This window comes from Actinomadura litoris (genome assembly GCF_009733595.1).
GTDB classification, from domain to species: Bacteria; Actinomycetota; Actinomycetes; order Streptosporangiales; family Streptosporangiaceae; genus Spirillospora; species Spirillospora litoris.
On sequence record NZ_WOFH01000007.1, the window covers coordinates 59,788 to 85,929 of the forward strand.

At 75.0% G+C, this 26,142-nt stretch carries 16 protein-coding genes; 6 read left to right on the forward strand and 10 right to left on the reverse strand.

Annotated elements, in window-relative coordinates; translation table 11 throughout:
• Positions 1–16: 16 nt before the first annotated feature.
• Positions 17–676 carry a methylthioribulose 1-phosphate dehydratase gene (gene mtnB / locus GNZ18_RS20790; RefSeq protein WP_156218207.1) on the reverse strand — a complete coding sequence of 220 codons (660 nt, stop codon included), beginning with the start codon at positions 674–676 and terminating at the stop codon, positions 17–19.
• A gap of 284 nt (positions 677–960) precedes the next feature.
• On the opposite strand from mtnB, the gene GNZ18_RS20795 reads away from it, so the two are divergent.
• Together GNZ18_RS20795 and GNZ18_RS20800 are read left to right on the forward strand one after the other, a co-directional pair.
• On the forward strand, positions 961–1,578 hold the full coding sequence (locus GNZ18_RS20795) for a TetR/AcrR family transcriptional regulator (RefSeq protein WP_156218208.1): 618 nt from the start codon (positions 961–963) through the stop codon (positions 1,576–1,578).
• A gap of 132 nt (positions 1,579–1,710) precedes the next feature.
• Positions 1,711–2,580 carry an alpha/beta fold hydrolase gene (locus GNZ18_RS20800; protein ID WP_156218209.1) on the forward strand — a complete coding sequence of 290 codons (870 nt, stop codon included), beginning with the start codon at positions 1,711–1,713 and terminating at the stop codon, positions 2,578–2,580.
• A gap of 148 nt (positions 2,581–2,728) precedes the next feature.
• Here the strand turns inward: GNZ18_RS20800 and GNZ18_RS20805 are convergent, their stop codons facing one another.
• The 3 genes from GNZ18_RS20805 to GNZ18_RS20815 form a co-directional block, all read right to left on the reverse strand.
• Positions 2,729–3,232 carry a lytic polysaccharide monooxygenase auxiliary activity family 9 protein gene (locus GNZ18_RS20805; protein ID WP_156218210.1) on the reverse strand — a complete coding sequence of 168 codons (504 nt, stop codon included), beginning with the start codon at positions 3,230–3,232 and terminating at the stop codon, positions 2,729–2,731.
• A 345-nt stretch (positions 3,233–3,577) separates the two neighbouring features.
• A complete protein-coding gene (locus tag GNZ18_RS43210) occupies positions 3,578–4,810 on the reverse strand; it encodes a nucleotide disphospho-sugar-binding domain-containing protein (RefSeq protein ID WP_216651388.1) in 1,233 nt (410 codons plus the stop codon).
• A 40-nt stretch (positions 4,811–4,850) separates the two neighbouring features.
• Entirely contained in the window at positions 4,851–5,840 is a 990-nt protein-coding gene (locus tag GNZ18_RS20815; RefSeq protein ID WP_156218211.1) for a glutathione S-transferase C-terminal domain-containing protein, read from the reverse strand.
• A 177-nt stretch (positions 5,841–6,017) separates the two neighbouring features.
• Between GNZ18_RS20815 and GNZ18_RS20820 the strand changes: the two genes are divergently transcribed.
• A complete protein-coding gene (locus GNZ18_RS20820; protein ID WP_156218212.1) occupies positions 6,018–7,082 on the forward strand; it encodes a glucose-1-phosphate thymidylyltransferase in 1,065 nt (354 codons plus the stop codon).
• Positions 7,079–8,047: a dTDP-glucose 4,6-dehydratase gene (gene rfbB / locus GNZ18_RS20825; protein WP_156218213.1), complete on the forward strand. Its 969-nt coding sequence runs from the start codon at positions 7,079–7,081 to the stop codon at positions 8,045–8,047. The genes GNZ18_RS20820 and rfbB overlap by 4 nt, the downstream gene beginning before the upstream one ends.
• Here the strand turns inward: rfbB and GNZ18_RS20830 are convergent.
• Entirely contained in the window at positions 7,998–9,026 is a 1,029-nt protein-coding gene (locus GNZ18_RS20830) for a Gfo/Idh/MocA family protein (RefSeq protein WP_242887727.1), read from the reverse strand. The genes rfbB and GNZ18_RS20830 overlap by 50 nt on opposite strands.
• A 199-nt stretch (positions 9,027–9,225) precedes the next feature.
• On the opposite strand from GNZ18_RS20830, the gene GNZ18_RS20835 reads away from it, so the two are divergent.
• The gene (locus GNZ18_RS20835) at positions 9,226–10,692 is read left to right on the forward strand and encodes an NDP-hexose 2,3-dehydratase family protein (RefSeq protein WP_156218215.1); all 1,467 of its coding nucleotides are present in this window, start codon (positions 9,226–9,228) and stop codon (positions 10,690–10,692) included.
• A 27-nt stretch (positions 10,693–10,719) separates the two neighbouring features.
• On the opposite strand, the gene GNZ18_RS20840 is transcribed toward GNZ18_RS20835, so the two are convergent.
• Positions 10,720–12,591: a multicopper oxidase family protein gene (locus GNZ18_RS20840; protein WP_156218216.1), complete on the reverse strand. Its 1,872-nt coding sequence runs from the start codon at positions 12,589–12,591 to the stop codon at positions 10,720–10,722.
• A 240-nt stretch (positions 12,592–12,831) separates the two neighbouring features.
• Between GNZ18_RS20840 and GNZ18_RS20845 the strand changes: the two genes are divergently transcribed.
• Positions 12,832–15,600, forward strand: a complete 2,769-nt coding sequence (locus GNZ18_RS20845) for a helix-turn-helix transcriptional regulator (protein ID WP_216651389.1) — start codon at positions 12,832–12,834, stop codon at positions 15,598–15,600.
• On the opposite strand, the gene mhpA is transcribed toward GNZ18_RS20845, so the two are convergent.
• From mhpA to GNZ18_RS20865, 4 genes are read right to left on the reverse strand one after another with little or no spacing between them, the layout of a single operon-like run.
• A complete protein-coding gene (gene mhpA, locus GNZ18_RS20850; RefSeq protein ID WP_156218217.1) occupies positions 15,584–17,146 on the reverse strand; it encodes a bifunctional 3-(3-hydroxy-phenyl)propionate/3-hydroxycinnamic acid hydroxylase MhpA in 1,563 nt (520 codons plus the stop codon). The two genes, GNZ18_RS20845 and mhpA, sit on opposite strands and share 17 nt — an antisense overlap.
• Positions 17,143–17,925, reverse strand: coding sequence for an arylamine N-acetyltransferase family protein (locus tag GNZ18_RS20855; RefSeq protein WP_156218218.1), 783 nt, complete (start codon positions 17,923–17,925; stop codon positions 17,143–17,145). Before GNZ18_RS20855 ends, mhpA begins: the two co-directional genes overlap by 4 nt.
• 3 nt (positions 17,926–17,928) lie before the next feature.
• Positions 17,929–21,009: a type I polyketide synthase gene (locus tag GNZ18_RS20860; RefSeq protein ID WP_156218219.1), complete on the reverse strand. Its 3,081-nt coding sequence runs from the start codon at positions 21,007–21,009 to the stop codon at positions 17,929–17,931.
• Entirely contained in the window at positions 21,006–26,135 is a 5,130-nt protein-coding gene (locus GNZ18_RS20865) for a type I polyketide synthase (RefSeq protein ID WP_156218220.1), read from the reverse strand. Before GNZ18_RS20865 ends, GNZ18_RS20860 begins: the two co-directional genes overlap by 4 nt.
• Positions 26,136–26,142 lie beyond the last annotated feature (7 nt).

A 26,142-nucleotide genomic window follows, 5' to 3' on the forward strand; every position in this document is an offset into this window, starting at 1 on the left:
GGGCGCCTCCTCAGGGTCAGATGGTCGTGGAGCCGTGCATCAGAAGCGAGAGGCGGCAGAGCGCCTCGACGCATTCGAGACGGTTGCGGGCATGGTCGAGGTCGCGTCCCCACGTCGTGACTCCGTGCCGCTCGATGAGCAGACCGGCCGTGGCGCGCGGCGGGCTCGCGCGCAGAAAGGCGCCGACGTCGGCGGCGATCCGGCGGACCTCCGGCCAATTGACGAAAACCGGGACGCGGACGTGCGAAGGGTCGTCGAGCCCCAGGCCCTTGGCCAGCTCCATGTCGACGAACTCGACGTGGGCGACGCCCTGCCCCGCGCGATGGAACCGGGGAAGTGAGGCGAGCGCCGTCGAATACGGGGCATGCGCGTGAATGACCGCGCCGCAGTCCTCGTATTCCCTGTAGAACGCCAAATGGACAGCGGTTTCGGCGGAGGGGCGCCGCGTCTCGCCGGTGAACCGCGACCCGTCGCCGGCGTTGACCAGAACGGTGTCGCGACGGTCGACCGTGCCCTTGGCGCATCCGCTCGCGGAGATCAGGACCGCGTCTCCTGATCTGACCGAAATGTTGCCGGACGTGCCTTCCATCCAGCCCCGTCCGTACAACTGCCTGCACATGTGCGCCACGTGCTCCCGCAGGGTCGCGGGCACCGTTTCGAGGTCAGCGGAGTTCATCGTTCTCCCGGTCGCCCTCGGAGGTGACGGTGCGGAGGCGCCGGCCTGAAGGGGCACCGCCGCACAGCCAGCCTCCACCAACGTCCGAACGGCGGCAAGGGCGTTCCCGCCGCTCCACTCGTCCGATAATCCTCGCGGTATACATACCGGTATAGCAACTTACCTAGCCATACCGTTAGGGGTACATTCCAGGGGTGGGCGCCGATAAGGCGCTCCCAGGCGGCACTTACCTGGGAGGAGGTGGGGAGACGGAGCCTTGACGGGCTTTGTGTCCCCTTTCGGAGATGACGCACAGCACGGGGCTCCCGGGCCGGGGCGGCCGGCGGCGCCCCCTCACCCCCGCCGGCGCGCGCGTTCTGGGGACCGCCTCGCGCCTGTTCTACGAGCACGGCCTGCGCGCGGTCGGCGTGGAGGCCATCGCCGACGAGGCGGGCGTGACCAAGAAGACCCTCTACGACCGCTTCGGCTCCAAGGACGACCTGATCCTCGCCTACCTGCGCGGCCGCGACGAGCTGTGGCGGTCGACGCTCGTCGGCTTCGTGGAGGAGCGCGGCGGCTCGCCCACCGAGCGGCTGCTGGCGACCTTCCGGGCACTGGACGGGTGGCTGAAGGAGCGCAACCGGCGCGGCTGCGCCTTCGTCAACGCGCACGTCGAACTGCCCGAGGACCACCCCGGCCAGCGGCTGGCGCGCGAGCACAAGGCGTGGATGCTCGACTACCTCGAAGGGCTCGCCGCCGACGCCGGGGCCGCCGATCCGGCCCTGCTGGCGCGCCGGCTCCTGATCCTGCACGAGGGCGCCTGCGTCACCGACTCCATGGGCACGGTGGACGGGGCCGCCGAACTGGCCGAGGAGATGGCGGCGGCCCTCATCGAGAGGTCGCTGGCGCCCACGTCCGCCTGACCTGCCGCGCGAGCGGTGTCAGGCCGGGCGAACGCGGTACATGTGTGGTGAGGGCGTCCTCATCCTGAGCGGATTTCCGCGCCCGAGCAGGTCCAGCGATGAGTTCTCCATACATCAGGAGTCGATACCGCCATGACGACGCATACGCTCCAGACCCCCGAGGTCGATCTCGTGTACGACGTGCACGGCACGCCGCCGTCCGCCGCCGGGCGCCCGCCGCTGCTCATGATCGGACAGCCCATGGAGGCCGCCGGTTTCGGCGCGCTGGCCTCCTACTTCCCCGACCGCGCCGTGGTCACCTACGACCCGCGCGGCATCGGCCGGAGCGTCCGCAAGGACGGCCGCACCGACCACGTGCCCGAGGCGCAGGCCGCCGACGTGCACGCGCTGATCGAGGCGCTCGGCGCGGGCCCGGTCGAGATGTTCGCCAGCAGCGGCGGCGCGGTGACCGCGCTCGCGCTCGTCACGGCCCACCCTGGCGACGTGACCACGCTGGTGGCGCACGAGCCGCCGCTCATCCCGCTGCTGCCCGACGCGGACGCGGCGCGGCGCGCGGGGGCCCGCGCGCGGGAGGTCTACCAGGCGAAGGGCTGGGGCGCCGCCATGGCGATCTTCATCGCGATGATGTCGTGGCGGGGCGAGTTCACCGACGACTACTTCGCCGGGCCCGAGCCGGATCCCGCGGCCTTCGGGATGCCCGCCGAGGACGACGGCTCCCGCGACGACCCGCTGCTGTCCGACCGGTCCCAGGCGGTCGGCGAGTACCGTCCCGACGCCCGCGCGCTCGCCGCCGCGCCGACCCGGGTCGTGATCGCGGTGGGCGAGGAGTCCAAGGACACCCTCACCGGGCGCACCGCGGTGGCGACCGCCGAACTCCTCGGGCAGGAGCCGGCGGTGTTCCCGAGCCACCACGGCGGCTTCGTCGGCGGCGACTCCGGGTTCGCCGGGAAGCCGGAGGAGTTCGCGCGCCGGCTCCGCGAGGTCCTCGACGGCGCGGGCTGACGTCCCCCTGTGCCGCGATCATGGGTGCGGGGCGGGAGCGTGTCGCTCCCGCCCCGCACCCATGGCTCCGACGAGGGCGGTATGAGATCCCGAATCGCGTCACGCACTCATTCCGCCATCCGCGTCGTGCCGCCGCGAAAGTGACGGATCAATGCACGTCGAGGTCGATGCACGCGTAGAAGGCGTTGGCGGTGTCGGCGATGTTCCAGACCGCGAGGACTTTCTGCCGCCCGGTGACCCCACCGAGGTTGACCGTGTGGGACGAGCCGCTTCCGCCGAACGTCGCGATGCGCCGGCCGCCGAGGAAGTAGTCGTAGCTCCTCGTGCTGTGGCGGGCCGTGAACGTCCAGGAGAAGGTCACGCTCTGGCCGACCGAGGCGGCCTTCCACGGCTTGCTGTCGTCGTCGAGGTCGGCGAACCTTGAGTTTCCGCCGCTGCAACTCTGGAGCCCCTTCGGGCCCTCCACGCTCTGCGGTTCCCACCTGATCTCGCCGCACTTGACGGTCCCCTGCGCGCACTGGGCCTGCCGGCTCGGTGGCGAGTTGACGTAGCCGTGGGCGAGGGCGGTGGTGGCGGGGAGCACCACGGTGACGAGCGGGGCGATTCCCACGCCCGCCGCGATCGCGGCGAACCTGCGTCGTGATGACTTCATGCGGAGTTCCCTGTTTTCGGGGTGGTCAGGTTTTCTCACGGGCGCCGGCCGGCGGGCAGCCGGCATTTTCGGGAGCGGGCTCGGCGGATGGATGATGGAGGGGAGCGGGGCATGCGAACTCCATCAATAGGAATTTTCCTATTCGGTGGTTGGACGTTAACTCTCCGTCCGTTCAGTGGCAAGACGCCGCCAGTGCCCGCTGATTCACAGGCGCCATACCGGCCCAGGCCAGAACCCGAACCAGTCCGGCCCGCCGGGAATAATCGTCACAGTGTTCCCAGGATCGGCCGATCGGTCGGCAACAAATGCCTATAAGACGGGGACGAATCCCCCGCCGGCACGCGGTCAGGCGGCGTCCGAGGCGAGGTGTTCGAGCGCGGTGACGAGCCGCGCCGGGGTGGGCCGGGCCAGCATCTCCTTGCGCAGCCCGGCCGCGCCGTCGCGGTAGGCGGGGTCGCCGACCAGGCTCTCGACGGCCGAGCGCAGCGCGGCGGGGACCGCCTCGTGGCCGCGCAGGTGCAGGCCCGCCCCGGCGGCGGCGAGGCGGCGGCCGGCGGCCTCCTGCTCGGAGGCGAACGTGGCGGTCAACTGGGGGACGCCCGCCCAGAGCGCGGTCATCGCGCTGCCGCTGCCGCCGTGGTGGACGACGGCGGCGCAGTCCGGCAGCACGGCCATCAGCGGGACGTGCTCGGCGACGCGGACGCCCTCGGGCACCGCGCCGAGGGCGGCCACGTCCCCGGCGGTCGCCGTGACGACCACCTCGCAGCCGAGGCCGTCCAGGGCCTCCAGGATGGCCGGGAGCAGGTAGGAGTTCGGGCCGGTGGTCGCGGTCAGCGCCGTCGACCAGGTCACGCAGACCCTCGGGCGGCCGGGCGCGGGCGGTTCCAGCGCCCACGGCGGGACGGGCGTGGTCCCGTTGAACGGGACGTAGGCGTAGGGCAGGCGCTCGGCCGGGGCCGGCACGTCCAGCGACGGCGGGCAGGGGTCCAGGACGCGTTCGATCATGTCCAGGTCGAACGCGTCCTGGCCGTGGCGGGGGAAGGACCCGCTGTGGTCGGTGGGGACGATGCGCATGTGCTCGGGCTCGTGGGTGCCGACCGGGCCCCACAGGCTCAGCGCGGACGGCACGCCCGTGGCCCGCGCCGCGAGCAGCCCCTCCAGGCTGGCCGGGTCGTGCAGGACCAGGTGCGGCCGCCAGGCGCGCGCGAACTCCACGCTCGCGTCGAAGCCCCGGGCGGCCCGCTCGGCGAGCGCCGGGGCGACCTCGTCCCGGAAGGCCGCGAGGTCGAAGTCCGCGAGGTCGTCCAGCGGTTCGCCGGTGAGCGGGTGCGGGGGCAGCCAGGGGTAGGGCCAGTCACCCTCGGCCGCCTCCCGGTACGCCTGGAGGCGGAGCCGGGTGATGACCCTCATGCCGTCCAGGACGGGCACCGGGAGCAGGCCCGTCCGGCCGACCGCCGCCGTCTGGTCGGGGGTGCAGAGCACCCGCACCTCGTGCCCCGCCGCCTGCAGCGCCCAGCCCTGCGGGACGAGCGCGGAGTAGTGGGTCGCCTGCGAGGACACGGTGAACAGGACCCGCACGTGGACGCTCCCCCCGACGAAGACGGCACACCGACGCCGGTCAGGACGCGAGGCGGTCCCGGTCGTGCGGCTCGTCCCAGTCTGCCCGGTGGGGCTCGACCTCGATGCGGGACACGGCGGGATCGAGGAACGGCGGCCCGAGGTGGGTGAAGGCGTCCAGGTCGGTGGTCTCGCGGAAGGCGCGCCGCGAGTACAGGTCGCGGGCGTATCCCCACAGGTGCGGGAAGTCGACCAGGCGGCGCTCGCTGATCTTGCAGAACGGGTTGTAGGTGAGGTCGAAGCGGGCCAGCGTCACCCACAGCCGGACGTCCGACTCGGTGATCGCGTCGCCGTGCAGGAAGCGGCGGGTGGCGAGGCGCTCGTCCAGGCCGTCCAGCGTGGCGATCACGCGGCCGCGCAGCTCGGCGTACGCCTCGTCGGACGCGGCGCCCGCGACCCGGTAGTTGCCGTCGTTGAAGTTGACGTAGATGTGATCGTTCAGCTCGTCGATCTCGTCCCGCAGCTCCACCGGGTAGAGGTGGACGGTCGGGTCGCCGAACTCCTCGAACTGGGTGCCGAGGTCGATCGTGAGGTTGAAGAAGTCGTTGCTGACGATCCCCTTGGTCGTCCGGTCCCAGAGCACGGGGACCGACACGTGGCCGCCGTAGCCGGGCTCGGTCGCCTCGTAGGCCTCGCGCAGGAACCGGAAGCCGTTGACCGGGTCGGCGCCGCGCCTCTCCCGGAAGGCCCAGCCCCGCCCGTCCCGCTCGTCGTCCACGTAGGAGAGGGAGACGACGTCTTCGAGCCCCTTCAGGATCCGGACGATGGCCGAGCGGTGCGCCCACGGGCACCGGTGCGAGACGTAGAGGTGGTAGCGCCCCGGCTCGGCCCTGTAGCCGCTCGACCCGTCGGCGGTGACGCGCGCCTGGAAGGGGTAGCGGGGCCGGTTCCAGCCGCCGTTGTCCACCTTGAGCGCGGTGGCCCCGTAGACGCCGTGCTTGTCGAGGTCCACGGCGTCGGCGTAGACGGGGGCGGCGGTCGGCGTGCTCATCAGTCCGTCTCCAAGGGAGGTCAAGGGGGGCGCGAGGGAGCGGTCCAAGCGAACCACCGCCCCGACGGCCAGTCAACTATTCCTATTCTTTAAATAGGGAATTCGCGTCGCCGCTAGGGGTTCCCGGCGCGACGATAGGGGGACCGCGCGCCGGTCCGCCGTCCGACGATGGCAATCATGAAAGCCCTGGTCCTTTCGGGCGGGTCCGGAACACGGCTGCGCCCCATCACCCACACGTCCGCGAAACAGCTCGTGCCCGTCGGGAACAAACCGGTCCTGTTCTACGGGCTGGAGGCCATCGCCGAGGCGGGCATCACCGAGGTCGGCATCGTGGTCGGGGAGACCGCCGCCGAGATCGAGCGGGCCGTCGGCGACGGGTCGCGGTTCGGCCTGCGGGTCACCTACCTCCGGCAGGAGGCGCCGCTCGGCCTGGCGCACGGCGTCCTCATCGCGCGCGAGTTCCTCGGCGAGGACGACTTCCTGCTGTTCCTCGGCGACAACTTCATCGTCGGCGGCGTGAGCGGTGTCGTGTCCGGGTTCCGCGCGGACCCGTGCGACGCGCGGCTGCTGCTCACGCAGGTGCCGGACCCGAGCCGCTTCGGCGTCGCCGAGCTGGGCCCGGACGGGCGGATCATCGGCATCGAGGAGAAGCCGCGCCGCCCGCGCAGCGACCTGGCGCTGGTCGGGGTGTACCTGTTCGGCCCGGCGGTCCACCGCGCGGTCCGCGCGATCGCGCCGTCGGCCCGGGGGGAGCTGGAGATCAGCGACGCCATCCAGTGGCTGCTGGACGAGGGCCTGGACGTGCGCTCGACGACGATCACGGGCTACTGGAAGGACACCGGCGACGTCGACGACATGCTGGAGGCCAACCGCACGGTGCTGGAGGGCCTGGAGCACAAGGTCGAGGGCGACGTCGACGCCGACACCGAGATCATCGGACGGGTCCGCATCGCGGCCGGCGCGATCGTGAAGGGGTCGCGCATCGTGGGCCCGGCGATCATCGGCGCGGACGCCCGGATCGTCGGCTCCTACGTCGGCCCGTTCACCTCCATCGCCGACGGCGTCCGCCTGGAGGACAGCGAGATCGAGTACTCGATCGTGCTGGACGGCTCGTCCATCCAGGGCGTGCGGCCGATCGAGGCGTCCCTGGTCGGGCGGGCCGTGGAGGTCACCCCCGCCGCCCGCACCCGCGCCGCCCACCGGCTCGTCCTCGGCGACTACAGCAGGGTGCGGATCTCATGACGCGGCTCCTGGTCACGGGCGGCGCCGGGTTCATCGGCTCGCACTACGTGCGGCGGCTGCTCGGCCCCGAGGGGCCCGGCGACGTGTCGGTCACGGTCCTGGACGCGCTCACCTACGCGGGCAACCGGGCGAACCTGGCCGAGGTCGAGGGGCATCCGGGGTACCGGTTCGTCCACGGCGACATCTGCGACGCCGGCCTCGTCGCCGGGCTGGTCGCCGAGCACGACGAGGTCGTGCACTTCGCCGCCGAGTCCCACGTGGACCGCTCGATCGAGGCGGCGGCGGCGTTCGTGCGCACCAACGTCGTCGGGACGGGCACGCTGCTGGACGCGGCGCTCCGCGCGGACCTGCGGACGTTCGTCCACGTGTCCACCGACGAGGTCTACGGGTCGGTGGAGGAGGGGTCCACGGCCGAGACCGCGCCGCTGCGGCCCAGCTCGCCGTACGCCGCGTCCAAGGCCGCCGGGGACCTGCTCGCCCTCTCCTACCACCGCACGCACGGCCTGGACGTGCGGGTGACGCGCTGCTCCAACAACTACGGGCCCTTCCACCACCCGGAGAAGCTCATCCCCCTGTTCGTGACCCGCCTGTTGGAGGGGCGGCGCGTCCCGCTGTACGGCGACGGGCTGAACGTCCGGGACTGGCTGCACGTGGACGACCACACCCGCGCCGTCGAGCTGGTGCGCGCCAAGGGCGCCCCGGGCGAGGTCTACAACATCGGCGGCGGGACGCACCTCACCAACCGGGAGCTGACCGGGCTGCTCCTGGAGGCGACCGGCACCGGCTGGGACCTGGTCGAGCGCGTCGCCGACCGCAAGGGGCACGACCGCCGGTACGCGGTCGACGACGGCAAGATCCGCGCCGAGCTGGGCTACGAGCCGCGGACCGGGCTCGGCTCCGGGCTCGCCGCGACCGTCACGTGGTACCGGGAGAACCGGCACTGGTGGGCGCCGGCGCGGTCCTGACCGGTCCCGCGGCGGCGTGCCGCCGCACCTCGTCGACCAGCCGGGCCTGCTCCAGCACCAGCGCGCCCTCCAGGACGGACGGGACGCCGTCGCGGACGCGCCGCACGAACGCCGTGACCGCGCCGGCGAAGTGGTCCTCGGCGGGCAGCGTCAGCTCCTCGGCGTGGTCCTGGCGCTCGATCCGCAGCACCGGGCGGTGCGCCGCCGACGGCGTGTACGCCCACAGCAGCTCGATCCGCCCGGTGCTCCCCCACAGCGCGTACCGGGAGCGGTAGGAGCGGTCCGCTCCCCACGTCAGGTGGGCGGTCTCGCCGCCGGGCGCGGTCAGCAACGCCGCGCCGGACACGTCCACGTCCCGCTCGGCGTCGAACCGCAGGTGCGCGCCGCGCACCTCCAGGCCGGACCCGAAATAGAGGAGGGCCGTGCGCACCGGATAGACCCCGGCGTCGGTCAGCACCCCTCCCCCGAGGTCGGTCCGGTAGATGTTGCGGCCGTCGGGCATCGGGGGGAACCCGAACTCGGCGGTCAGCGCGCGCGGCTCCCCGATCGCGCCCTGCGCCACCAGCTCCTGGACGCGCGCGTGCTGGGAATGGCACAGGAACATGAAACTCTCCAGCAGCGCCAGGCCGCGCGAGGCGGCGAGCGCGACCAGCACCCGGGTGTCCTCGGCGGTGGCGGTGAGCGGCTTCTCCGCCAGCACATGGCGGCCGGACTCCAGCGCCCGGCTCACCCACGCGAAGTGCAGCTTCGCGGGCAGCGGGACGTACACCGCGTCGAGGTCGGCGCGCTCCAGCAGCGCCTCGTAGCCGGTCACCGGCTCCCCGCCGAACCGTTCGGCGAAGCGCCGCGCCTTGGCCGGGTCGCGGCTGGCGATCGCCGTCAGCCGCACGTCCGGGTGGGCGGCCAGGGCCGGGAGCGTGCGCCGCCAGGCGATGTCCGCGCAGCCGATGACGCCGATTCTCAAGGGTGCCGAATTCACCGACACGACCTCCATCCACGAAAGGGCAGAATCGCGACGAGAATAGGAACGGCGCGGCCCGCGCTCCCCCCTGACGTGCCGTCCTCCATCCCCGGACACCCCCCTTATCTCCCCCCTGACCACCGGCCGCGAACATCACGGACCACCGCCGCGGCACGCATATTGGAGTCCTTTGTAAGGGTATTTCTTGGGAGGGCCGATGTCGGGGATTCTCACGGCGTTGACGAGCGACCACCGGAGGGCCGTGCGGATCGCCGAGTCGGCGCAGGCCGCGGCGGGCGTCATCACGCTGGCGCGGTTCCACGAGTGGTTCGCCGAGCGCCGCAAGGGCGACGTCTCGCGCGTCGAGCGGGTGCCGCTGGACGCCCTGGACCGCTGGGGCACCGATCCCGCGACCGGCGACATCCGCCACGACAGCGGCCGGTTCTTCACCGTGACGGGCCTGGCGGCCGAGGTCGCCGGCGCGGCGGTGCCCGCGTGGACGCAGCCGATCCTGCTCCAGCCGGAGATCGGCATCCTCGGCATCCTGGCCAAGGAGATCGACGGCGTCCTGCACTTCCTCATGCAGGCCAAGAACGAGCCCGGCAACCCCGGCGGCGTGGAGATCTCGCCGACCGTGCAGGCGACGCGGAGCAACTACACGCGCGTGCACCAGGGCGCCCCGGTCCCCTACCTCGACTTCTTCCGCGACACCCGGCGCCACCACGTCGTCGCCGACGTGCTCCAGTCGGAGCAGGGCGCGTGGTTCTTCCAGAAGCGCAACCGCAACATCATCGTCGAGACGACCGACGAGGTGGAGCCGCTGGAGGGCTTCGTCTGGCTCACCCTCGGCCAGCTCCACGCGCTGCTGGCGGGCGACACGGTGGTCAACATGGACGCGCGGACGGTGCTGTCGTGCCTGCCGTTCTCGGGCGTCGGGCTGTCCTCGTCCTACCCGTCGCCGTCCCCGTCCCGGGCGCTCGGCGACGAGGAGTTCCGGCAGTCCGTGCTGCGCTCGTGCAGCGAGGAGTTCGCGGGCCTGCACGACATCGGCGACATCCTGAGCTGGATCACCGGGACGCGCAGCGGGCACGAGGTGGGGGCGCGCCGCGTCCCGCTGCGCGAAGCCGAGCTGTGGCACCGCGACGAGGAGGCGATCCGGCACGAATCGGGGCTGTTCTTCCGGGTCATCGGCGTGGAGGTGGAGAGCGGGCACCGCGAGGTCGCGCGGTGGAGCCAGCCGCTGGTGGAGCCGATCGGCGTCGGCGTCAACGCGTTCGTGGTCAAGCGGGTGGACGGCGTGCTGCACGCGCTGGTCCACGCGGGCGTCCAGCCCGGGTACCTCGACGTCCTCGAACTCGGCCCGACCGTGCGGTGCACGCCGGGCAACTACGCCTGGCTGCCCGAGGCCGCGCGGCCGCCGTTCCTGGACGAGGTGCTGGCCGCGCCGCCGGAGCGGATCCGGTTCTCCAGCGTGCTGTCGGAGGAGGGCGGCCGGTTCTACGGCGCCCGCAACCGCTACCTGATCGTCGAGGCGGACGCCGACCACGCGCCCGACCCGGGGCCCGACTACCGGTGGCTGACCCTCCACCAGCTCGTCGGGCTGCTGCGGCACAGCCACTACGTCAACGTCGAGGCGCGCAGCCTGGTCGCGTGCCTGCACAGCCTGGCGGGCCGGCCCGCCTGACCCCCCGTCGCGCCGGCCCGCCGGGCGTCAGCCGTGGTGCCCGCCGCCCTTGCCGCGCCCCGGCGCGCCGGCCGACATCCTGGCCGCCATCGTGGTCTGGACGGTACGCGGCGCCACGACGAACGGCCGCATCATCCCGTGGTCCTCGTGCTCCAGGATGTGGCAGTGGTACACGTAGTTGCCGGTGCCGCCGTGGAAGCGTCCCGCGACCGTCACGTGGTCGTGCTCGTCGATGCGGACCGTGTCCTTCCAGCCCTGCTCGTCCGGGCCGAGCCCCTTGGGGGCGCCGTAGGTGGCGGTGTAGGTGAAGATGTCGTTCGCCGCGTCGGAGGCGACGGCGACGGTGTAGGTGTCGCGGGCCAGCGCCTGGAACGACATCAGGTGGACGTGGGTCGGGTGGTTGGGGCCCGCGAGGTGGACGAAGTTCCAGATCTCCCATCCGTCGAGCGCGACGTGGAAGGTGACGGGCTCGTCGAAGCTGCCCGCCGCCCGCCGGAACACGGTCGTCCTCCCGTCCTTCACGATTTTGACGATGCGGTCGCCGCCGCGCGGGACGTACCCGTCGGGGACCTTCGCCAGCTCCCACATCTCGGGCTGCCCGGCGGCGGTGCCGTCGTGGGTGGCGGACGCGACGTAGCGCTCGGCGAAGCCCGCCGGGACCTTGTCGCGGGTCAGCCGGGAGAACGAGGGCGACACCGTGGCGGGGACCTTGAAGGAGTCGGCCGGGCCCTTCCCGGCGACGCGGAACTGGAGGATCTCGGGGCCCAGCGGCGAGGTGGCGAGGTCGGTGTTGGACAGTTGGAGCCGCGCGCCCCTGAACGCGGCGAAGTCGATGAGGACGTCGGCGCGCTCGGCCGGGGCGAGCGTGAGCCGGTCCAGTTTGACGGCGGCGCCGAGCAGGCCCTGCTCGGTGCCGATCTGGACGAACGCGCCGTCCACCGGTGAACTGGTGGTGCCGTCGGAGCTCTCGCGGCGCAGCTCCAGCGTGTAGGTGCGCGCGTTGGAGCCGTTGAGCAGCCGGAACCGGTACCAGCGCGGCTCGACGTCCAGGTGCGGCCAGATCACCCCGTTCGCCAGGTTGTAGGGGCCCGCGAACGGCAGCGAGACCCGCCGGTCGCCGAGGTCGTAGTAGCCGACCTTGTGCAGGAGCCGCCCGTTGAAGGCGCCGGTGGCGTCGGTGTCGAGGTTGCGGTCGGCGAGGATCAGCGGGACCTCGTAGGCGCCCGACGGCAGGCGCAGCGCGTCCTCCTCCCTGTCGCGGACGATGTACATGCCCGCGAGCCCGGCGAACACGTTGTAGGCGGTGATGTCCATCGCGTGGTCGTGGTACCAGAGCGTCGAGGCGCGCTGCGCGTTCGGGTACTCGGTGGCCTGGCCCTGGCCGAACGAGACGCCGTTCTTGGGCCAGCCGTCGCTGTCGCCGCAGACCTCGCCGCCGTGCAGGTGGGTGACCACCCAGGGGGCCAGCTTGGCGACCTCGGAGATCGGCTCGGCGTCGCCGCGTCCGGGGCCGAGGATCGAGTCGATGCCGGTGAAGGGGACCGCGACGGCCGTCGCGGGGAACGCGCTCTCGATCCGGTTCAGCCAGCTCACCTTGATCCGCTGGCCGGCGCGGACGTCGATGACCGGGCCGGGGAAGCTGCCCTCGTAGGTCCAGGCGGGGGTCGGGGGAAGCTGCGAGTGCAGCCGCACCGTCGCGGCCCGCTGCCGGATGGTGAGGGCGCCGTCGGGCCGCAGCACCCTCGGGACGGGAAGCGGGTCGGCGAACTTGGTGAGGCCCGTCGGCGCCTTCCGGAAGACCCGGGAGGCCGTCGCGAACGCGGCGAGATTCGCCTGAAGGGTGGCGGCCACGCCGATACCGGCGGCCGAACCTGCGAGGAACTGACGACGACTGGGCATGGGGGGCTCCTCCACGAGCGTTGGGTCGGCGGAAACGATCTTTCGCACGCGCCGGAGCCGGGCTCAATCGGGGAGCCGGAAGTCAGGGGGTTCGGGCGGTCACGCGTCAGGTTTACCGGGCTCCCGACAGGGGATGAGCAGGCCCGTCACGGGTGGCCCGGGGTGCCCGCGCGCCTGGTGCGGCGGTCGATAGGCGCGCGATTGCCGGGCAGTGGGCGGAGATCTTCGATCATCGGACCCGTGGTCGCACTGGTCGAACGAGACGAACAAACACGGCAACTCGACGCCCTGATGGAGGACTGCCTGGCCCGCCGCGGGCGGGTCGCGCTCCTGGAGGGGCCGATCGGCACCGGCCGGACGGCGCTGCTGCGCGGCGTCGCCGAGCGCGCCGAACAGTCTGGATTCCGGTGTCTTCGTGCTTCCTGCTCCCCCGCCGAACAGGCGCTCCCCTACGGCGTCGCCGGCCAGCTCCTGCGCGGCCTGCCCCGGCCGGAGGGGCCCGGCGACGGCTCCGGCCGCACGCTGGACGACCTCCTCGACGACGTCGCCGCCCTGGACGGCCCGGACGCGGCACCGGCGCCGGCGGAGATCGCGCGGACCCACCACGAGCTGGCGCTGGCGCTGCTGGGGATCGCCGAGCGGCAGCCGCTCCTGGTCACCGTGGACGACCTCCGCCACGCCGACGTCCCGTCCCTGCACTTCCTGCTGCACCTGGTGCGGCGGCTCGGCTCGGCGCGCGTGCTGGTCGTGCTGGCCGACGAGGCGGCGCCCCGGCCGCGGCACCTGGCGTTCCTCGCCGAGCTGTCGCGCAGCCCGGAGCTGCACCGGCTGCGGCTGGCGCCGCTGTCGCGCGGCGGGACCGCCCGCGCGGCGGCCGCGCTGATCGGCGCGCCCCCGGATCCGCGCCTGGACCTGCACGCGGTCAGCGGCGGCAACCCGCTGCTGCTGGACGCCCTCGCCGAGGACGTCCGCGCCACCGGCGGCCCGCGGGCGCAGGGATACGGGCTGGCCCTGCTGAGCTGCCTGCACCGGGGCGACCCGGCGACGCTCGCGGTGGCGCGGGCGCTGGCGATCATGGGCGAGGAGGCCGCGCCCGCCGAGCTGTGCCGGCTGGGGGCGCTGACCTCCGAGGAGGCCGGGCGCGCGCTCGGCGCGCTCAACGCGGCGGAGGTCCTCGACCGGGGCCGGTTCCGGCACCCGGTGGCGCGGACGGCCGTGCTGGACGACCTCGCCCCGGCGGAACGGTCCGAACTGCACCGGCGCGCCGCGCGCCTGCTGCACGAGCGGGGCGTGCCCGCCGCGCGGGTGGCGCGGCACCTCGCCGAGGCCGACCACGCGCAGGAGCCGTGGGCGCCGGCCGTGCTGCGCGAGGCGGCCGAGCACGCGCTGCTCGACGACCGGGCGGAGAGCGCGGCCCGGTTCCTGCGGCTGGCGCACCGGGGCCTGTCCGACGAGGGGGAGCGCGCGGCCGTCCGGGCGCGGCTCGCGGGGGCGGAGTGGCAGACCGCCCCGTCCTCGGCGGCCCGGCACCTGGCGCCGCTGGTGACCGCCGCGCTCGGCGGCCGGCTCGGCCTCCCCGACGGCCTGGCGCTGGTGAGCCGGCTGCTGTGGTTCGGGCGCGGCGGCGAGGCGCTGCGGGTGCTGGACCGGCTGCGCGCGGACGCGCGTCCCGAGAACGGCGACCTGCGCGACGCCGAGGTGTGGCTGGCCTACGCGCACCCGCCGCTCGCGCGCGACCGGCGCACGCCGGTCCTCGCCGCCGACCGGCGGTTCGCCGTCCCGGCGCCGGGCGGCGACCCGCAGCTGCACGCGGTGGCGATCCTCGCCGACGGGCTGACCCGGCGCCGCGGCCAGGGCCTGGTGGACCGTGCCGAGCAGGTGCTCCGCGACCTGCCGCTGCATCCGCGCAACCCGTGGACGGTCGAGGCGGCGCTGCTGGCCGTCCAGGTGCTGCTGCGCGCGGACCGGCTCGACGTGGCGGCGGCCTGGTGCGAGGACGCCACCGGCGAGGACGCCACCGGCGAGGGCGGCGGCGAGGGCGGGGAGGACACGCGGGCGGCGTTCTTCGCGGCGGCCCGCGCGGAGGTGGCGCTGCGGGCGGGCGACCTGCCGACCGCGCTGCGCGAGGCGCGGGAGGCGCTGGCCCGGCTCAGCGCGCGGTCGTGGGGGGTGGCGATCGGGTACCCGCTGGGGACGCTCGTCCTCGCCGCCACCCGCGCGGGCGAGTACGACGAGGCCGCCCGGTGCCTGGCCCTGTCGGTCCCGGAGCCGATGTTCCAGAGCCGCCACGGGCTGCACTACCTGTACGCCCGGGGCCACCACCACCTGGCGGCCGGGCACGCGCACGCCGCGCTCGCCGACTTCCTGAGCTGCGGGGAGCTGACCCGCGGCTGGGGCCTGGACACCGCGGGCCCGGTGCCGTGGCGGACGGACGCGGCGGAGGCGTGGCTGCGGCTCGGCAACCGCGACCAGGCCCGGCGGCTGATCCGCGAGCAGCTCTCCCGCACCGACGGGCGCGGCCCGGCGCTGCGGCTGCTGGCCGCCGCCAGCCCGGTCGGGCGGCGGCTGCCGCTGCTGACCGAGGCGGTCGACCTGGCGGAGGCGTCCGGCGACCGGTTCGAGCAGGCGCGGGTGCTCGCCGACCTCAGCCGCGTCCACGCGGCGGGCAACCGGCGGCGCGCCCGGCTGCTGCTGCGCCAGGCGCTGCACGTGGCGAACATGTGCGGGATGCGGCCGCTCGCCCAGGAGCTGCTGTCGGTGCAGGACGACCTCGGCGGCGCGGAGGCGATGGCCGACGGGCTGGAGGGCATCGCGTCGCTGACCGACTCCGAGCGGCGGGTGGCGTCGCTGGCGGTGCTCGGCAACACCAACCGGGAGATCGCCGCGAAGCTCTACATCACCCCGAGCACGGTCGAGCAGCATCTCACCCGCATCTACCGCAAGCTGGGGATCCGCCGGCGCAAGGAGCTGCCCGCCGACCTGTGGGCGGGGCTCAGGAAGACCGGCTGACGGCCTGGTCCGCGCCCAACCCGTCGAGGAGCTCGTCGACGAGGGCCGTGGTGCCGTGGCGGTCGGCCGCCGTCCCGAACAGGTAGAAGTCGGGGCGGACGAGCGCCGCCGCGGCACCGGCGCGGGCCAGGTAGGGCAGGTGGACGGCGTCGAGGTCGGCGGCGGCGTCGAGCCGGACGGTCCGCGCGCCGAGCCACGCCAGCGCCCCCGCGCGGGCGGGGTCGAGGAGGTCCCTGGGGTCCTCGGTGGTGAGCAGGACGAAGCGGGGGGCTCCGGTGATCTCGTCCAGCAGGCCCTCGCGGCCGCCGACCCGCACGCGGCCCTGCGGGGTCAGCCCACCGGCCAGGCCGCGCGGGCGGCCCCGCGCGTCCCGCGCGAGCAGGCCCTCGGTGAGCGGGTGGACGGCCGAGGGCGGGGGCGCGGCCAGGCCGCGCTCCCGCATGCCGATCATGACGGCGTCGCGGTCGGCGGCGGCCTTCGGATCGGTCTGGCAGATGACGCGGCCGAGGTCCACGGACATGGTGATCGCGTGCCGGACGTGCTCGCGCCGCTCGGCGGTGTAGGTGTCCAGGAGCGTGTCGGCGGCGCGGCCGGTGAGGACGAGGTCCAGCTTCCAGGCCAGGTTGGCGGCGTCCCGGAAGCCCGAGCACATGCCCTGCCCGGCGAACGGCGGCATCAGGTGGGCGGCGTCGCCCGCGATCAGTACCCGGCCCTCGCGCCAGCGGTCGGCGTGCCGCGCCTGGAAGGTGTAGACGGCGTGCCGCTCCAGCGTCGCGTTCTCCTCGTGCACGCCGAACAGCGCGAGCAGGCGCCACACGTTCTCGACGGAGCCGAACTCCTCCGGCGGCTCGTCCGGCAGCCGCATGAACTCCCAGCGGCGGTGGTCCGGCCCGGCGGAGACGGCGGTGCGGGGCCGGGCCGGGTCGCAGACCTGGAGGTTGTTCGGGACGAAGTCGCGCGGCTCGTGCAGCCGCACGTCGCAGGTCAGCCAGTCGTTGAAGAACCGCAGGTCGGTGGAGGTGGCCGCGACGGCGTCCCGGACGAGGCTCCCGGCGCCGTCGCAGCCCACGACGTACCGCGCGGACAGCACGCCGCCCTCGGGCCCCTCGACGGCGGCCTCGACCAGGTCGCCGGTGTCGCGCAGGCCGGTCACGCGGTGGCCGCGCAGTACGCGCAGCGTGGCCTGGCGGGCGCCGCGCGCGGTCAGCGCCGCCTCGATGCCCGGCTGGTACATCGAGACCGAGTCGGGCCAGCCGGACCAGCCCCGCTCGGCGACGTCCACCTCGAACAGCGTCGCGCCGGCGCCGTTCGTCCAGACGTAGTCGCGGGACGGCTCGGCGACCTCGCGGAGGGCGGCGCCGATCCCGGCGGCGGCGAGCACGCGCGCCGACTCCCCGTCGAAGGACACCGCGCGCGGCATCGGGTAGGGCTTCGGGCGGCGCTCGACGACGGTGACGCGGTGCCCCTGCCGGGCGAGCAGCGTGGCGGTCACCTGCCCGACCGGCCCGTATCCGACTATGAGGACGTCGATATCCGCGCCGCTCATCGGGTGCTCCCCGCGCGGAGGATGTCGGCGACGACGCGTTCGTGCTCGGCGGGGTCGGTGAGGACCCGGACGGTCTCCTGGCCGCCGTCCACGGTGAGCAGGCGCTTGCCGATGAGGACGCGCTGCCCGGTGGCGAAGGACCGGCCGCGCACCAGGATCGCGGCGCCCGCCAGCGCGCGGGCGAACTCCTCCAGCTCGGCGGAGGGAGCCTGCCATTCGGCCAGGTCGCGGGGCCGGTCGCGGAACCGGTAGACGGCCTGCCACGCGCCGGACGGGACGCCGCGCTCGACCACCTGGTAGCCGTCCGCCGCGACGACGCGGAACCGGCTGCCGTGCTGCCGCTGGACCTCCGGGCTCAGCCGCAGCGGCTCCAGGTAGGACGGGCCGACGAAGCCGACGTCGACGAGGTGCACCTCGCCGTCGAGGCGGACGTGGTTGAAGACGTGCTCAAGGTCCGGGCCGAACGAGCCGTCCATCTGCCGGATGCCCGCCCCGAACACGCCGACCTCGAACCCGAGCGCCCCCAGCAGGGCGCGGAACAGGCCGCTCAGCTCGTAGCAGACGCCGCCCCGCCCGCCGAGGACGATCGCGTCGAACGCGGCGTCGAGGTCGATGTCCACGCCGGCCCACAGCGCGGTCCCGCGCCCCGCGTTCAGCGCGCTGTCGTAGGGGAACGTGGCGAGGTGCCGGTGGTGCAGGGACCGCAGGGTCTCCAGCGTCGGCGCGGTGGGGCCGCGGTGGTCGAGGGCCTTGAGGTAGGTGTCGACGTCGAACGGCATGGTTCAGCCCTCCACCGGATCGGTCGGCGCGGTCGGCTCGGACAGCTCGGTCAGCAGGTGGTCGGCCAGCTCGGCCGGGGTGGCCAGGTCGAAGATCAGCATCGCGGGGAGCTCCAGGCCGGTCGCGGCGGCGAGCCGGTTGCGCAGCTCGACGGCGGTGAGCGAGACGAACCCGGCCTCGAAGAACACCTCGGCGGGGGCGAGGGTCTCGGCGGGCGGGCGGCCCAGCACCGCCGACGCCTCGGCGCGCACGAACGCCAGCAGGGTCTCGCGGCGCTCGTCCTCGGGGAGGTCGGCGAGCCCGGCGAGCGGGTCGGCCTCCTCCTCGGGCTCCTCCGCCTCCGCCGCCGGGCGGGCGGTGGCGGCTGGCGCGGCGGACTCCAGCCAGTAGTGGCGGTGCTGGAAGGCGTAGGTGGGCAGGTCGACGCGGGGGCGGCCCGCCAGGAGCGCCGACCAGTCGACTCCGGCGCCGCGCACGCGCAGGGCCGCCGCCGACAGCAGGAACGCGCCGAGCCCGCCCTCGCCCCGGCGCAGCGTGCCGGTCACGGCGGCGGCCGGCCCGGCGGCGCCGGTGATCTCGGCCGCCAGCACGGGGTGCGCGCTCACCTCGACGAACGTGCGGAAACCTTCGTCCAGGAGGGCGCGGGTCGCGGTGTCGAAGCGGACGGTGCCGCGCAGGTTGCGGTACCAGTAGGCGGCGTCGAGGCGCGTGGTGTCGATCCGGCCGCCCTCGACGGTCGAGTAGAACGGGACGGCGGACGGCTTCGGCGCGAGCCCGTCCAGGAGCGCGTGCAGCTCGTCGCGGATGCCCTCGACGTGCGCGCTGTGCGAGGCGTAGTCGACGGGGACGCGGCGGACCCGCACGCCGTCGTCCTCGCAGGACTCGATCAGCTCGGCGAGTGCGTCGGCGTCCCCGGCGACGACGACCGAGGCGGGTCCGTTGACCGCCGCCGTCGCGAGGCGGCCGTCCCAGCGCCGCAGCCGGGCGGCGACCCTGTCCTCGGGGAGCGCGATCGAGGCCATGCCGCCCTTGCCCGCCAGGCCGCGGCCGATGGCCTGGCTCCGCAGCGCCACCACGCGCGCCGCGTCCTCCAGGGACAGGGCGCCGGCGATGTGCGCGGCGGCGATCTCGCCCTGCGAGTGCCCGACGACGGCGTCGGGACGGACGCCGAACGACTCCCACAGCCGCGCCAGTGCCACGTTCACCGCGAACGAGGCGGGCTGGACGACGTCCACGCGCTCCAAGCCGCCCCGCAGCTCCTCGGCCAGCGACCAGTCCACGTACGGCTTCAGGGCGGCCTCGACCTCGTCCAGCGCGCGGGCGAAGACGGGGGACCCGGCCGCGAGTTCGACGCCCATCCCCGACCACTGCGCGCCCTGCCCGGAGAACACCAGGACGGTGCGGCCCTCGACGTCCGCGACGCCGGTCACCGCGACCGGCGAGGGCTCCCCCGCCGCGACCGCGCGCAGCCCGTCCAGCGCCTCGCCCCGGTCGGCGGCGACCACGACGGCGCGGTGGGCGAGCGCGGCCCGGCCGGACGCCAGCGACGCGGCGACGGCACCGGGCTCCAGCCCGGGGCGGTCCGCCACGAACGCGGCGAGCCGCGCGGCCTGGGCGCGCAGCGCGTCCGGGGACGCCCCCGAGACCTCCCAGGGGGTCCGGTCCAGGGGCGGGGGCGGGGCCTCCGGTTCGGCGTCCGCCGGGGCCTGCTCGATGATCACGTGCGCGTTGGTGCCGCTGACCCCGAACGAGGACACCCCGGCCCGGCGGGGGCGACCGGGGTCGGGCCACTCCCGCCGCTCGGTGAGCAGCCGGACCGCGCCGTCCTGCCAGTCCACCTGCGAGGACGGAGCGTCCACGTGCAGCGTCGCGGGCAGGACGCCGTGCCGGAGGGCCTCGACCACCTTGATGATCCCGGCGGCCCCGGCGGCGGCCTGCGCGTGCCCGATGTTGGACTTCAGCGACCCGAGCCACAGCGGGCGGTCGTCCGGGCGGTCCCGGCCGTAGGTCGCGAGGAGCGCCTGGGCCTCGATCGGGTCGCCCAGCGGCGTGCCGGTCCCGTGGCCCTCGACCGCGTCCACGTCCTGCGGGGTCAGGCCCGCCGCGTCCAGCGCGGCGCGGATGACGCGCTGCTGGGACGGCCCGTTGGGCGCGGTGAGCCCGTTGGACGCGCCGTCCTGGTTGACGGCGCTGCCGCGCACCACCGCCAGCACGGGATGGCCGTTGCGGAGGGCGTCCGGCAGCCGCTCCAGCAGGAGCACCGCCGCGCCCTCGGCCCAGCCGGTGCCGTCGGCGGCGTCGGCGAACGCCTTGCAGCGCCCGTCGGGCGCGAGGCCGCGCTGCCGGGAGAACTCGACGAACGGCGACGGCCGCGCCATCACCGCGACACCCCCGGCGAGCGCGAGCCGGCATTCGCCGTCGCGCAGCGCCCGCGCCGCGAGGTGCACGGCGACCAGCGACGACGAGCACGCCGTGTCGACCGTGAGCGCCGGGCCTTCGAGGCCGAGGGTGTAGGAGACCCGGCCGGACACGACGCTGCCCGAGGTCCCGGTGCCGAGGAACCCCTCCAGGTCGCCCGGCACGTCCGCGAGGCCCGCGGCGTAGTCGTGGTACATCACGCCGGTGAACACGCCGACGCGTTCGCCGCGCAGCGCGGTGGGCGCGACGCCCGCGCGTTCGAGCGCCTCCCAGGAGATCTCCAGCATGAGCCGCTGCTGGGGGTCCATCGCCAGCGCCTCGCGCGGCGAGATCCCGAACAGCGCGGCGTCGAACGCCCCGGCGTCGCGCAGGAACCCGCCCTCGCGCACGTAGGAGGTGCCGGGGCGGTCGGGGTCGGGGTCGAAGAGCGCGCCGAGGTCCCAGCCCCGGTCGTCGGGGAAGGACGAGAGCCCGTCCCGGCCCTGCGACACCAGGTCCCACAGGTCCTCGGGCGAGGCGACCCCGCCGGGCAGGCGGCACGCCGCCGCGACGATCGCGACCGGGGCGTCGGCGGCCCGCGCCGCGAGCCGGTCGACCTCCTGCCGCAGCCGCTCGTTGTCGGCCAGCGCGACGCGCAGCGCCCGCACGACCCTGTCCTCGCTCATCGGTTCCCTCCGAGTGCCCGTTCCACCAGGTCGTCGACGCTCATCTCCTCGATCGCCGAGGCGACCGGGTCCTCGGGCGGGTCGGGCACCAGCTCGGCCAGCAGCCGCCGGGCCAGGTCGGCGGGGGTCGGGTGGTCGAAGACGAGCGTGGCGGGCAGCCGCACCCCGGCCGCCCGTGCGAGCCGGTTGCGCAGCTCGACCGCCGCGAGCGAGTCGAACCCGAGGTCCCGGAACGCCTGCGCCGCGCCGATCTCGTCCGGCGAGGCGTGCCCGAGGACGGACGCGGCACCGCGCCGGACGAGGTCCAGGGTGAGCCCCGGGCGCTCGGGGGCGGGCAGGGCGGCCAGGCGCGCGGCGAACGACGCGGTCTCCCGCTCGGCGGCGGGCGGCGCGGCGGCGCGGGCCGGGCGGACCAGGCCGCGCAGGACGGGCGGCAGGTCCCCCTCGGCGGCGAGGGAGCGCAGCGCGGCGAGGTCGAACCGCGCCGCGACGAGGACCGGGTCCCGCGCGCCGAGCGCGGCGTCGAACAGGGCCAGCCCCTCCGCGGTGGAGAGCCCGGCGAGCCCGGCGCGGGCGAGCCTCGCCAGGCCCGCGTCGCCGAGGTGCCCGGTCATCCCGCTCGCCCGCGCCCACAGCCCCCACGCGATGGACACGGCGGGGAGCCCCTCGGCCCGCCGCAGCCGGGCGAGCCCGTCCAGGAACCCGTTGGCCGCCGCGTACCCGGCCTGGCCCGCGTTGCCGAGGACGCCGGCGCCCGAGGAGAACAGGACGAACGCCGCGAGGTCCAGGTCGCGGGTCAGCTCGTGCAGGTTCCAGGCGGCGTCGGCCTTGGGGCGGAACACCGCGGCGATCCGCCGGGGGTCGAGGTCGTCGAGCAGCGCGTCGTCCAGGACGCCGGCCGCGTGGACGACGGCGGTCAGCGGATGCTTGGCGGGGACCGTCGCCAGGACGTCCGCCAGCGCCGCCGGGTCGGCGGCGTCGGCGGCCGCGACCCGCACCCGGGCCCCGGCCTCGCGCAGCGCGGCCGACAGCCCGTCCGCGCCGGGCGCGGCGTCGCCGCGGCGGCTGACCAGGAGGAGCTCCCGCACTCCGTGCGCCTCGACGAGGTGGCGTGCGACGAGCCCGCCCAGCGTTCCGGTGCCTCCGGTGATCAGCACCGTCCCGCCGGGATCGAGGGGCCTCGGCGCGGCCGTGTCGGCGTGCGCGATCCGGGGGACGTGGGCGCTCCCGGCCCGCAGCGACACCTGGGGTTCGCCGGAGGCGATGATCCCGGGAAGCGCCGCCCTCGCGTTCTCGGCCGCGTCCGTCTCCAGCAGGACGACCCGTCCCGGCTGCTCGCGCTGCGCCGACCGCACGAGGCCCCGGACGGCCGAGGCGGCGAGGTCGCCGGGCGCGTCGCCGGTGAGGACCGCGACCGGGCCGCCGTCGCCGCTGAGCCGGGCGGTGAGGAAGGCGAGCGCCGCCGCCGTCGCCTCCCGGGCCCGCTCCGGGGTCCGGCCGCCGTGGGCGGTGAGGTCGAGCACGTCCTCGTCCGGGATCCCGGCGGCGGACGCGGGCAGGGTGACCGGCACCGGTTCGAGCCGGTAGGCCAGGTCGTGGGCGGGCGCCAGCCGGTCGGGGGCCACGGGCCTGAGCACGAGGGAGCCGATCGAGGCGACGGGCGCGCCGCCCCGGTCGGTGACGGTGATCGCGTACGCGGACGCCGCCGCGTCGCGGGTCGCCCGGACGCGCAGCGCCGACGCCCCGGACGCGTGCAGGCGCACGCCGGTCCAGGCGAAGGGCAGCGGGATCCGGCCGTCCTCGGGGACGTCCGCGCCGAGGAGGCGGGTGGCCTGGAGCGCGGCGTCCAGCAGGGCCGGGTGCAGGGCGAAGCCGTCCGCCTCGACGCCCTCGGGCAGCTCGACGTCCGCGAAGACCGCGTCGCCGCTCCGCCAGGCCGCGCGGAGCCCCTGGAACGCGGGCCCGTAGGCGTAGCCGTCCTCCGCCATCCGCGCGTAGAAGTCGCCGACCGGGACCGGCTCGGCGTTCGCGGGCGGCCACGGGAACGGCTCCGGCGCGGGCCCCCCGGCGGACAGCCGGCCGGTGGCGTGCCGGGTCCACCGTCCTTCGTCCCGCCGCGAGTGGATGGCGACGTCCGGGCCGTCGGCGACGACCCTGAGCTGGACCTCGTCCTCGCCGGGGACGGTCAGCGGCGTCTCGATGACGAGTTCCTCCAGGCCGCCGTGCCCGGTCTCGGCTCCGGCGTGCAATGCCAGCTCGACCAGCGCCGAGCCCGGCAGGACGGTCGTGCCCGCGACCGCGTGGTCGGCGAGCCAGCCGTGGTCGCGCGCGGACAGGCGGCCGGTGAGCACGACGCCGCCCGGCAGCGGGACGGCGGCGCCGAGCAGCGGGTGCCCGGCGTCCTCCAGCCCGGCGGCGGTGAGGTCGCCGCCGCCGCGCCCGGTGTCGAGCCAGTAGCGGCGGCGCTGGAAGGCGTAGGTGGGCAGGTCCGCGCGCCGGAACGGGCCGGGCCCGAACGCCGCGCTCCAGTCGACGCCGACCCCGGCCGCGTGCGCCTCGCCGGCGGAACGCAGGAACCGGTCCAGCCCGCCGTCGTCGCGGCGCAGCCCGCCGACGACGACCGCGGGTGCGGGGACGGTCTCCGCGATGCTCGGGACCAGGACCGGATGCGCGCTGATCTCGATGAACGCGCCGAACCCGTCCTTGGCGAGGGTCTCGGCGGCGTCGGCGAACCGCACGGTCCGGCGCAGGTTGCGGTACCAGTAGCGGCCGTCGAGGGCCGTCGTGTCGAGCCACCGGCCTTCGACGGTGGAGAAGAAGGGCACCGGCGAGGTCCGGGGGCTGAGGCCGTCGAGCAGGTCCGCCAGTTCGCCCTCGATGGACTCGACGTGGGAGCTGTGGGAGGCGTAGTCGACCGGGATCCGGCGCACGCGCACACCCTCGGCCTCGTAGGCCGCGACCAGGTCGTCCAGCGCGTGCGGGTCGCCCGAGACGACCGCCGAGGCGGGGCCGTTGACGGCCGCGATCTCCAGCCCGGGGACGAGCCGCGCGGCGACCCGCTCGACCGGCAGCGCGACCGACACCATGCCGCCGCGCCCGGCCAGGCGGCGGGCGATGGCCTGGCTCCGCAGCGCCACCACGCGCGCCGCGTCCTCCAGGGAGAGCGCCCCGGCGATGTGCGCGGCGGCGATCTCCCCTTGGGAGTGGCCGACCACCGCGTCGGGACGGACGCCGAACGACTCCCACAGCCGCGCCAGCGCCACGTTCACCGCGAACGAGGCGGGCTGGACGACGTCCACCCGCTCCAGCCCGCCGCCCAACTCCTCGGTCAAGGACCAGTCCGCATACGGCTTCAACGCCGCCTCGACCTCCGCCAGCGCACCGGCGAACACCGGGGACGCCTCGGCCAGCGCCAGTCCCATCCCCGACCACTGCGCTCCCTGGCCCGGGAACACGAAGACCGTCCTGCCCTCGGCCTCGGCGGGGCCGGTCGACTCGACCTCCGCGAGCGCGGTGAGCGCGGCGGCGCGGTCACCGGCCACGACGACCGCCCGGTGCTCCAGCGTCGCCCGCGTGGTGGCGAGGGCGTGCCCGATCTCGGCCGGGGTGAGGTCGTCGTTGTCGGCCACGAACGAGGCGAGCCGTTGCGCCTGCGCCCGCAGGCCGTCCGCCGTGCGGGAGGAGAGGAGCCACGGCACCGCCCCGGGCTCGGGCCCCCGCCCGTCCTCGGCGGGCGGCTCGGCGACCGCCTGTTCGAGGATCACGTGGGCATTGGTGCCGGACACGCCGAACGACGACACGCCCGCCCGGCGGGGACGGTCGGCGTCGGGCCAGGCGCGCGGCTCTTCCAGCACCCGGACGGCACCCGCCGACCAGTCCACCTTCGACGTCGGGGCGTCCACGTGCAGGGTCGGCGGCAGGACTCCGTTGCGCAGCGCCTGCACCATCTTGATCACACCGGCCACGCCCGCCGCCGCCTGCGCGTGCCCGATGTTCGACTTCAGCGACCCGAGCCACAGGGGCCGGTCGTCCGGGCGGTCCTGGCCGTAGGTCGCCAGCAGCGCGCGCGCTTCGATGGGGTCGCCCAACTTCGTGCCCGTGCCATGGCCCTCGACGGCGTCGACGTCGCCGCTCGACAGCCCGGCGTTCAGCAGCGCCTCGCGGATCACCCGCTCCTGGGAGGGGCCGTTAGGCGCGGTCAACCCGTTGGACGCGCCGTCCTGGTTCACCGCCGAGCCGCGCACCACCGCCAAGACCTCGTGGCCGTTGCGGCGCGCGTCCGACAGGCGCTCCAGCACCAGCACCCCGACGCCTTCGGAGAGGCCGGTGCCGTCGGCGGCCTCGGCGAACGCCTTGCAGCGTCCGTCGGCGGCGAGCCCGCGCTGGCGGGAGAAGTCGACGAAGACCTCCGGCGTCGCCATCACGGCCACTCCCCCGGCCAGCGCAAGCGACGACTCGCCCGAGCGCAGCGACTGCGCGGCCAGGTGCAGCGCGACCAGCGACGACGAGCACGCCGTGTCCACCGTCACCGCCGGGCCCTCCAGGCCGAACGTGTAGGACACGCGGCCGGTGGCGACGCTGCCGGAGTTGCCGATGCCGAAGTAGCCTTCGAGGCCGTCCGGGAGGCCGCCGAGGTTGTCCCGGTAGTCGTGGAACATCAGCCCGGTGAACACCCCGGCGCGGGCGCCGCGCAGCGAGGTCGGGTCGATGCCCGCGCGTTCGAGCGCCTCCCACGAGACCTCCAGCAGCAGCCGCTGCTGGGGGTCGATGGCGAGCGCCTCGCGCGGCGAGATCCCGAACAGCGCCGCGTCGAAGCCGCCCGGCTCGTCCAGGAAGCCGCCTTCCTTGGCGTAGGTCCTGCCGCGCCGTTCGGGGTCGGGGTCGTGGAGCCGGTCCGGGTCCCAGCCCCGGTCGCGGGGGAACGCGGAGACGGCGTCGCGGCCCTCGGCGACGAGCGTCCACAGGTCCTCCGGGGAGGCGACCCCGCCGGGGAGGCGGCAGGCCATGCCGACGATCGCGATCGGCTCGGTCCGCCGGGCCTCGGCCTCGTGCAGCCGGGCACGGGCGCGCCGCAGGTCGGCGAGGGTCCGCCGCAGGTAGTCGCGCAGCTTCTCGTCGTTGGCCATGTGCTCC